Below are 9,772 nucleotides of genomic sequence, written 5' to 3'. Positions count from 1 at the left end.
GTGGACATGTCCACTCCAGCCGCCCGCCGCCTTTTCTTTAAGGGGCGCGGGGAACTGCGCGACCAGCCCCCACCGACCCGCACCCCGCAACGAACCCTCAGTTCCTCGGTCGTCAGCCGGAGACCTCGGACCGGTCCCCGCCCCACAGCGTGTGGAACGACCCCTCCCGGTCGGTCCGCCGATACGTGTGCGCCCCGAAGAAGTCCCGCTGCCCCTGCGTGAGCGCCGCAGGCAACCGCTCCGCACGCAGCGCGTCGTAGTAGGCGAGCGCCGCCGCGAACCCGGGCGTCGGCACGCCCTGCTGCACGGCGGAGACGAGCACCGCGCGCCAGTCGTCCTGCGCCGCCGCGATCTCCTGCGCGAACGTGTCGTCGGAGAGCAGGCTCGGCAGATCCGCGCGCGCGTCGTACGCGGCCCGGATCCGGTCGAGGAACGCCGCCCGGATGATGCAGCCGCCGCGCCAGATCGAGGCGACCGCGCCCAGGTCGATGTTCCAGTCGTACTCGGCGCTGCCGGCCGAGACCTCGTGGAAGCCCTGCGTGTACGACACGATCTTCGACGCGTACAGCGCCTGCTCCACCTGGTCGGCGAACGCCGACGCCTCGGACTCGCTCAGCGCCGTCGCCGAGGGCCCGGCGAGCCCGCGGGAGGCCTCGCGCAGCGCGCTGTGGCCCGACAGCGACCGGGCGAAGACCGCCTCGGCGATGCCCGACACCGGAACGCCCAGGTCGAGGGCGATCTGCACGGTCCAGCGGCCCGTGCCCTTCTGCTCGGCCTGGTCCTGGACCACGTCCACGAACGGCTTGCCCGTCGCCGCGTCCACGTGGGACAGGACCTCGGCGGTGATCTCGATCAGGTACGAGTCGAGCCGCCCGGTGTTCCAGGTGCGGAAGATGTCGGCGATCTGCGCGGGGGAGTAGCCCGCCACGTCACGCAGCAGCTGGTACGCCTCGCCGATCAGCTGCATGTCGGCGTACTCGATGCCGTTGTGCACCATCTTCACGAAGTGCCCGGCGCCGTCGGGGCCGACGTGCGTGACGCACGGGGAGCCGTCCTCGGCCTTCGCGGAGATCTTCTCCAGCATCGGGCCCAGCGACTCGTACGACTCGGCCGGACCGCCCGGCATGATGCTGGGGCCGTTGAGCGCGCCCTCCTCGCCGCCGGAGATGCCCGCGCCGACGAAGTGGATGCCCTGCTCGCGCAGCTCGCGCTCCCGGCGCCGGGTGTCCGCGAAGTGCGCGTTGCCGCCGTCGATGATCATGTCGCCGGGCTCCAGGAGCGGGGCGAACTCCTGGATCACCGCGTCGGTCGGCTCACCGGCCTTCACCATGATCACCAGGCGGCGGGGCCGTTCAAGGGCGGCCACGAACTCCTTGGCGGTCTCCGTCGCGATGAAGTCGCCCTCGCTGCCGAACTCCTCCACCAGCGCGTGCGTGCGCGCCGCCGTCCGGTTGTGCAGGGCGACGGCGTATCCGTTCCGCGCGAAGTTACGGGCGAGATTGCGCCCCATCACCGCGAGTCCCGTGACGCCGATCTGCGCTGAGTTGCTCATACGGTTTGGCTCCTAAGATCCTGAATCAGTGGTGCCGGTCCTGCCCGCCAGTATTGACCCACCGACCATCCTGACTTGCCGGTTCTCCGACCGCACATCCTGCCTTGCCGACGTTGTGTACGCAGAAGAGGCGCCCTCGCCTCAGCCTCCCGGCGAACTTCACCCCCGCGGCTGCCACCGGTATGGACATCAACCGCCGTGAACGAAGGGGCATTCCTGGTCACTTGGCGGGATAGGGAGGCTGATTGCCCTCTTGTCATGGCCTGTTAGCAGCGTTTACTTTTGCCGCTCCTGACGCTTGTTTAGGGGGCACCTTCATGGCCGTACGCGGTCGGCACCGCCGGTATCAGCCCAACAGGATCAACCGCGCGTCACTCACTGTCACGGTGGGCGGTGCCGGAATGGCGATACCGCTCATCGGGACCGGCGTCGCGAACGCGGCCGACGTGGACACGTGGAACAAGGTCGCCGCCTGTGAGTCCACGAACAACTGGAACATCAACACGGGCAACGGCTACTACGGCGGCCTCCAGTTCAGCCAGTCCACCTGGGAGGCCTACGGCGGCCGGGCCTACGCGGCCCGCGCCGACCTCGCCACCAAGGACCAGCAGATAGCCGTCGCCGAGAAGGTCCTGGACGGTCAGGGGCCGGGCGCCTGGCCCACCTGCTCGCAGCGGGCGGGGCTCACGCGCGGTGGCGACAGCCCCGACATCAGCCCCTCGGGCAGCTCCACGCAGACCACCAAGCGCAAGGTCGACGTACAGCCGCAGACCACGCCCCAGTCCCGGGCCGGGACCGCCGAGATGTACACGGTCGTGCACGGCGACACGCTCTCCGGGATCGCGGGCACCCGGAAGATACCCGGCGGCTGGCGGCAGTTGTACGAGGCCAACCGCAAGACCGTCGGCGCCGACCCGGACCTGATCGTTCCCGGTCAGCGGCTGAGCCTGCACGGCAGGGCGCCCGGTACGGACGGCACCTCCACCGCGACGTCCGGCAAGGCGCAGACGAAGGACAAGAAGGAGAAGAAGGGCAAGAAGGAGAGGGTGGAGAAGGCCGAGGAGAAGTCGGAGAAGAAGACCCACTCCGTCACTCACACCCTCACCGCCCCGGTGAGCGCCGGCACCGGCACTCCGTACCACGCCACGGGTTCCTCCTGGTCGAAGGGCTACCACACGGGCGTCGACTTCCCGGTGCCGACGGGTACGTCCGTCAAGTCGGTCGGGGCGGGCAGCGTCGTGACCGCGGGCTGGGGCGGATCCTTCGGCTACCAGGTGGTGATCCGGCACGGAGACGGCCGCTACACCCAGTACGCCCACCTGTCCGCGATCTCCGTGAAGGCCGGGCAGAGCGTGGGGGCCGGCCAGCGCATCGGCCGGTCGGGCTCCACGGGCAACAGCTCGGGCCCGCATCTGCACTTCGAGGTGCGGACGGGGCCCGGTTTCGGCAGCGACGTCGACCCGGTCGCGTACCTGCGCGCCGGTGGCGTCAGGCTCTGACCGGTGGCGTCAGGATGTGGCGGCGTCAGGACTTGACGCAGGAGCGCAGCACCATCGGGGCGGGCAGCAGGGGCAGGCACGTAAGGCCGTAGTAGAAGCCTTCCGGCCACGCCACCTCGTCCGGGCCGTCCGGTACCTCGCCGGGCGGCGGGGGCCCGTTGGACCCGGGCGGTGACACCAGGGCCGCCTCGCGCGCGGCGGCGAACATCCCCCCGGCCGCGACCGGCGGCGCCTCCCGGCCGCCCGGCATCCCGGCCCCGGACGGGCGCGCCTGCTCACGTACGCCAGGGGCCGTCCGCGCGGCCGGTGCGAGCGGCTCGCCGCGCACCGCAGGCACCGTGAACGAGTCCTCTCGTACACCCGCCGGCGTGTACGCCTTGTCCCGCACTCCCGAGGAGATCCGCCGCTCGGCGGAGGCGGAGGCGGAGGCGGGGACGGCGGGCTGCTCGGAAGGAAAAAGCGCGATGGCCTGCTCGAAGTGGCTCGGCGCGGCCTCCGGAGCCGCGATCCGGGACACGTCCTGGGCCGGTTCCCGGGCCGCGTCCGCGGTCAGGGGTGCCGTGCCGGAGACCGGCGGGACCGACGCGGCCGGCAGCGTACGTTCCGAGCCGCTGATCCGCTCCGTGGTGAGCAGGATCAGACCGCCCGCGGCGACGACCCCGCAGCCGAGAGCGAGCATGGTGCCCGTCTCGCCGTAGCGGAACGTCTCGCCGAACATCGTGAGGCCCACCGCGGCGGCCACGATCGGGTTCACGACGGTCAGCGTGGCCAGCGGAGCCGCGAGTCCGGCGCCCCGGTAGGAGGCCTGCGACAGGAGCATTCCGGCGGTCGCCAGCACGCCGATCACGGCGAGGCTCGGCAGGTCGGCGAGCGCGACGCCACCGGTCCAGTCCACCGCGACGGTCTTCGTGAACACCGACGACATACCGAAGGCGACACCCGCCGCGATCGCCAGCAGCACACTGCGCACGGCCGGGTGCCGGTGCGCCGCGCGGGCCGCCGTCATCAGCGCCACCACCGCACCGCCGGTGACCAGGGCCACCACGACGCGCTGGGCGCTGTTCAGGGACTGCGAGTCGGCGGTGCCGACCAGCGCCAGGATCCCGGCCAGACCGACCGTCGCCATGATCGCGCCGCGCCAAGCGGCCGCGCCTGCCCTGCGGCGGACGAAGACGGCGGCCATGGGCAGCGCGAACACGATGGTCAGCGCGCCCAGCGGCTGCACCAGGCTGAGCGGCCCGTAGGCCAGCGCCACGACGTGCAGCAGTCCGCCGAGCGCGTTGAGACCGACCGCGACCCACCAGGCGAGCTGACGCATGGGCGCGTACGTACGGTCGGGCGTGTTCGCCGCGACGCGTTCCTGCACGATGGCCCCGCCCGCGTAGGCGACGGCGGAGACGAGGGAGAGGACCACGGAAAGCACCAGTGCGCTCATGCCTCTCTCCTCTGCGTGTGGCGGACGCGCTCCGGCGGGTTCGGAGTCCGGTGCGGCGAACGGTCGGCTTCCATGGTTATGACGATCCCTTGTGAAAGGTCCCGTGTCGTCGTACCTGAGCAGTCATTGGGTCCTACTGCCGATGGAGTACGTCTTGGGGCGAGTCCTCCCCAGGTCGGGTGACACGAAGTACAACCCGCCCTCCGGCGCCGTTATGCCCCCTTGGTGTACTAGTTCTTCGTGAATCTCGATCCGGGCCTCGATCGGCTCGCCGCCCTCGAAGGTTTCTTCGCCCTGCGCACGGGACGGCCGCGCCCGCGCACGGGGCGACCACCGCTGCCGACGCTCGCCGAGGTCTACGCGACACCGCCACGCGTCACCGCCGGACCCGGTGGCGAGGAGACGGATCCGCTCACCTTCCGGGTCCGCAAGGTCGTCCGGCTGCTGGCCGCGCCGGAGGTACGCGTCGGGGTGTCCGTGGCGCAGCAGGGGCTCGCCGCCCGGCTGTGGTCCGTGGCCCTCGGCGCGGCCGTGCTCTACGGCCGGGTGCCCGACCTCGACCCCCGCCTGCTGCACTGGGACGCCGACGGCAGCGCCCCCGACGACCTGTGGCTGACGCGGGTGCGCGCCCTGCCCGGCGACGCGGCGACGATCCGGCGCCTCGTGCACCACGGCCACCTGGAACCCCTCTCGGCGGCGCTGCGGGCCCGGCACCCGGTGGCCGAGGGGCTGCTGTGGGGCAACGCGGCCTCCGCCCTCGCGAGCACCGCCCGTCTGCTCGACGGCTGGGCCGCCGCCCGCGGCCGTGGGGACGTACGCGACCGAGTACGCGCGCTCACCGCCGAACTCCTCGGCCACCCCGACCTGCGGGACACCGGAACCCTCGACGGAATCGCCTTCCGCCGGCGCAGTTGCTGCCTCTATTACCGGGTACCCGGCGGCGGGGTGTGCGGCGACTGCTGTTTCACACAGGCACCGCGCTCTTCCCTGACCGACCCATCTGGGTGACCATGTGGGAACCAGCCGCAGAGACAGGGGGTTCCGGGTGCGTGTGGGACTGCTGACCCGCGAGTATCCGCCGGACGTGTACGGCGGAGCGGGAGTCCATGTCGAGTTCCTCGCCCGGGAGCTGAGGCCCCTCACCGACCTGGGCGTGCACTGCTGGGGAGAGGGCGCCGGCGGCGGGGTGGTCCGGCACCGGCCCTGGCCCGTGCTCGACGGCGCCAACGACGCGCTGCGCACCTTCTCCGTGGACCTGTCCATGGCCGCCGCGCTGGAGGACCGCGACCTCGTCCACTCGCACACGTGGTACGCCAACCTCGCCGGCCACCTCGCGAAGCTGCAGTACGGCATCCCGCACGTCATGACCGCCCACTCGCTGGAGCCGCTGCGCCCCTGGAAGGCCGAGCAACTGGGCGGCGGTTACGCCCTGTCCAGCTGGGCCGAGCGTACCGCGATCGAGTCGGCCGACGGCGTGATCGCCGTCTCCGGGGCCATGCGCGAGGACATCCTCGGCTGCTATCCGTCCCTGGACCCGGCGAAGGTGCACATCGTGCACAACGGCATCGACACGAGCCTGTACCGCCCGGACCACGGCACGGACGTGCTGGAGCGCCTCGGCCTCGACACCTCGCGCCCGTACGTGCTGTTCGTGGGCCGGATCACCCGGCAGAAGGGCGTGCCGCACCTCCTGCGGGCCGTGCGCGACATCGACCCGGCCGCCCAGGTCGTGCTCTGCGCGGGCGCGCCGGACACCCCCGAGATCGACCAGGAGTTCCGTGTCCTGTTCGAGGAACTGAGCCGGGTCCGCGAGGGAGTGCACTGGATCCCGCAGATGCTGCCCCGCCCCGAGGTCATCCAACTCCTCACCCACGCCGCCGTGTTCGTCTGCCCGTCGGTCTACGAGCCGCTCGGCATCGTCAACCTTGAGGCGATGGCCTGCGGAACCCCGGTGGTCGCCTCCCGGGTCGGCGGCATCCCGGAGGTCGTTGAGGACGGCGAAACCGGGGTACTGGTGTCCGTGGACGAGGACTTCGAGACAGGACTCGCGCAGGCGCTGGACTCGGTCCTCGGAGATGCCGGGGCCGCCCGGCGGATGGGCGAGGCCGGACGGCAGCGCGCGGTGGGGGAGTTCGGCTGGGACGCCGTCGCCCGGCGGACGGTCCGGCTCTACGAGGAGATCCTCAAACAGGCGTAGTCCGGCCTGCCGCAAGGCAGGCCCGGATCAATGAGGGTTAGGGGAGCGGCCATGCGTCGTGGTGGACCTTCGGTGCTCGGGATCGTGCTGGCGGGCGGGGAAGGCAAACGCCTGATGCCCCTCACCGCGGACCGTGCCAAACCAGCGGTCACGTTCGGAGGCACGTACCGCCTCGTCGACTTCGTGCTGTCGAACCTCGTCAACGCGGACATCCTGCGCATCTGCGTGCTGACGCAGTACAAGTCGCACTCGCTCGACCGCCACGTCACCACGACCTGGCGGATGTCCAGCCTGCTGGGCAACTACGTGACGCCGGTCCCGGCTCAGCAGCGCCTCGGCCCGCGCTGGTACCTGGGCAGCGCCGACGCCATCCTGCAGTCCCTGAACCTCGTGTACGACGAACAGCCCGAGTACGTGGCGGTGTTCGGCGCCGACCACGTGTACCGCATGGACCCGCGCCAGATGCTCGCCCAGCACATCGACAGCGGGGCGGGCGTGACCGTGGCCGGAATCCGCGTCCCGCGCACGGAGTCGTCGTCCTTCGGCATCATCACCCCGGGCACGGACGGGCAGACGGTGGAGCGCTTCCTGGAGAAGCCCGCGGACCCGCCCGGACTGCACGACGACCCCGAGTGCGTCTTCGCCTCCATGGGCAACTACATCTTCACCACCAAGGCCCTGATAGAGGCGCTGCAGCGGGACGCCGAGGACGCGAACTCCGTGCACGACATGGGCGGTTCGATCCTGCCTCAGCTCACCGACCGCGGCGAGGCCGGGCTCTACGACTTCAGCGACAACCACGTGCCCGGCGAGACCACCCGCGACCAGGGCTACTGGCGTGACGTGGGCACCCTCGACGCGTACTACGACGCCCATATGGACCTGATCGCCGAGCGGCCCGCCTTCAACCTCTTCAACCGCAGCTGGCCCATCTACACCAGCTCCGGGCAGCTGTCGCCGGCCCGGTTCAACGCGGGCGGCATCGCGAGCGAGTCGATCATCAGCGCGGGCTGCCTCATCCGGGGGCAGGTCACGCGCTCGGTGCTCTCCCCGGGTGTCCTGGTCGACCCGGGAGCCGTCGTCCAGGGATCGATCCTCCACGACAACGTGCACATCGGGCGGGGCGCGGTCGTACGCGGCGCGGTCCTCGACAAGAACGTGCAGGTACCGCCGGGCGCGACCATCGGCGTCAATCCGGAACGGGACCGGGAGCTCTACACGGTCTCCAAGGACGGCGTGATAGCCCTCGGCAAGGGCCAGCAGGTGCCGTAGGAGCCGTCGCGCAGGGGCCCGCCGAGGGGTGAGCTCGGCCACTTGGGCGTGCCCCTTGGGCCACATGGGTCCCGCTCGTGCCACGCGAAGCGGCGGGAGCGGGACTTAATCTGCTGTTAACTGAGCGTAGCTTGATCGTACTTGACCGTAATCGTCCAGTCGGGATTGACTGCTGACTCACCCGTCGTCGACGAGAGAGTCAAGCCATTGACTGCAAGGCCCTCTGACTCCGACCTTCTCGCACCACTCGACCTGGCGTTCTGGAACATCGAGTCCCGTGAGCACCCCATGCACCTCGGGGCGCTGGGGATCTTCGCGGCCACTTCGCCCGCCGCGGGCCGGCACGCGGCGGACCTGCTCGCCGCCCGCGCGGCCGGCGTACCCGGGCTGCGCATGCGGATCCGCGACATCTGGCAGCCGCTCGACCTCCGGCAGGCCTCGGGGTTCGACCTGCGTCGGCCGCTCGCCTTCGGCGGCGCCGCCCGTGAGGCCGCCCCCGACTTCGAGCCGCTCGACCACGTACGGCTGCACGCCCCCGCCGCCGACTTCCACGCCGTCGCCGGCGCCCTCATGCAGCGGCCCCTGGAGCGCGGCAGACCTCCGTGGGAGGCCCACGTCGTACCCGGCGCGGACGGCACCTCCTTCGCCGTGCTGTTCAAGTTCCACCACGCGCTCGCCGACGGGCTGCGGGCCCTGGCGCTCGCGGCGGCCGTCCTCGACCCCATGGACATGCCGGCGCCCCGCCCGCGCCCCGCGGAGCCGGCGCGCGGCCCCCTCGCCGGCCTCGTCCCCGATGTGACGAAGCTGCCGGGACTCGTCCGCGGCGCGCTCTCCGACGTGGGCCGGGCCCTCGACATCGGCGCCTCCGTCGCCCGCGCCACCTGGGACGTACGGTCCTGCGCCGCCCTGGTCTCGAAGCCCACCGGCACCCGCCGGGTCGCGGGCGTCGCCGTGGAACTCGACGAGATCCACACGATCCGCAAGAGCGTGGGCGGCACCGTCAACGACGTCCTCATCGCCGTCGTCGCCGGCGCCCTGCGCCGCTGGCTCGACGAACGCGGCGACAGCAGCGAAGGGGTGTCGCCCCGGGCCCTGATCCCCGTCTCCCGGCGGCGCCCGCGCACCGCCCACCCACAGGGGAACCGGCTCTCCGGATACCTGATACGGCTTCCCGTCGACCACCCCGACCCGCTCGCACGGCTCGCCACCGTACGGACCGCCATGAACCACAACAAGGACGCGGGCCCCAACCGGGGCGCGGGCGCCGTCGCCCTGCTCGCCGACCACGTCCCGGCGATCGGCCACCGGCTCGGCATGCCCGTCGTCGGCCAGGCGGCCCGGCTCCTCTTCGACATCCTGGTCACCAGCGTGCCGCTGCCCAGCCTCGGCATGACGCTCGGCGGCTGCCCGCTGACCGAGGTCTACCCGCTCGCCCCGCTGGCCCGCGGCCAGTCCCTCGCGGTCGCGGTGTCGACGTTCCGCGGACGCGTCCACTACGGGCTCGTCGCCGACGCGCAGGCCGTCCCGGACCTCGACCTGCTGGCCAAGTCGCTGACCGTGGAGGTGGCGGAACTGAACGCCGCCTGCGTGGTCTGAGACACATACCGATACCGCGGGTGGTCCGGTGGACATCCGGCCTGGGTTCGGCCTGTGTCCGGCCTTGTGTCCGGCCTGGTGCCAGGGGTGTGCTCCACGGGCCCGCGCGAGGCCGGGCGCAGGTCCGCGAGGGGCCGCGTACAGGTCCACGAGAGGCTGGTGATCATCGCGGGTTTGGTGCCTTTGCCCTGTGCTCCGTAAAATTCCGCCTTCGAAGGCGT

6 protein-coding genes and 2 pseudogenes are annotated in these 9,772 nt (G+C 71.6%); 6 read left to right on the top strand and 2 right to left on the bottom strand.

Annotated features, from left to right (window positions below):
* Window positions 1-112: 112 nt before the first annotated feature.
* Window positions 113-1,552 carry an NADP-dependent phosphogluconate dehydrogenase gene (gene gndA, locus ACFWGJ_RS16605; RefSeq protein WP_387324669.1) on the bottom strand — a complete coding sequence of 480 codons (1,440 nt, stop codon included), beginning with the start codon at window positions 1,550-1,552 and terminating at the stop codon, window positions 113-115.
* A 317-nt stretch (window positions 1,553-1,869) separates the two neighbouring features.
* Here gndA and ACFWGJ_RS16600 point away from each other — a divergent pair.
* A pseudogene (locus tag ACFWGJ_RS16600) lies at window positions 1,870-2,160 on the top strand (transglycosylase family protein); the annotation flags it as partial.
* A gap of 147 nt (window positions 2,161-2,307) precedes the next feature.
* Window positions 2,308-3,051, top strand: a pseudogene (locus ACFWGJ_RS16595) (peptidoglycan DD-metalloendopeptidase family protein); the annotation flags it as partial.
* Window positions 3,052-3,076: 25 nt separating this feature from the next.
* Here ACFWGJ_RS16595 and ACFWGJ_RS16590 read toward each other — a convergent pair.
* The gene (locus tag ACFWGJ_RS16590) at window positions 3,077-4,486 is read right to left on the bottom strand and encodes a DMT family transporter (RefSeq protein WP_387324666.1); all 1,410 of its coding nucleotides are present in this window, start codon (window positions 4,484-4,486) and stop codon (window positions 3,077-3,079) included.
* A 240-nt stretch (window positions 4,487-4,726) separates the two neighbouring features.
* Between ACFWGJ_RS16590 and ACFWGJ_RS16585 the strand changes: the two genes are divergently transcribed.
* The 4 genes from ACFWGJ_RS16585 (at window position 4,727) to ACFWGJ_RS16570 (ending at window position 9,551) form a co-directional block, all read left to right on the top strand.
* Window positions 4,727-5,494, top strand: a complete 768-nt coding sequence (locus tag ACFWGJ_RS16585) for a (2Fe-2S)-binding protein (RefSeq protein WP_387324663.1) — start codon at window positions 4,727-4,729, stop codon at window positions 5,492-5,494.
* 37 nt (window positions 5,495-5,531) lie between these two features.
* Window positions 5,532-6,683 carry a glycogen synthase gene (gene glgA / locus ACFWGJ_RS16580; RefSeq protein ID WP_387324661.1) on the top strand — a complete coding sequence of 384 codons (1,152 nt, stop codon included), beginning with the start codon at window positions 5,532-5,534 and terminating at the stop codon, window positions 6,681-6,683.
* Window positions 6,684-6,734: 51 nt separating this feature from the next.
* Entirely contained in the window at window positions 6,735-7,955 is a 1,221-nt protein-coding gene (gene glgC, locus ACFWGJ_RS16575) for a glucose-1-phosphate adenylyltransferase (protein WP_387324659.1), read from the top strand.
* Between the two features lie 207 nt (window positions 7,956-8,162).
* Window positions 8,163-9,551, top strand: coding sequence for a wax ester/triacylglycerol synthase family O-acyltransferase (locus ACFWGJ_RS16570; protein WP_387324657.1), 1,389 nt, complete (start codon window positions 8,163-8,165; stop codon window positions 9,549-9,551).
* Window positions 9,552-9,772 lie beyond the last annotated feature (221 nt).

Origin of the sequence: Streptomyces sp. NPDC060205 (assembly GCF_042728395.1) — a bacterium.
Lineage (GTDB): Bacteria > Actinomycetota > Actinomycetes > Streptomycetales > Streptomycetaceae > Streptomyces.
The sequence above is the reverse complement of the archived record's forward strand: the minus strand, read 5'-3'. Positions and strand labels throughout refer to the sequence as shown.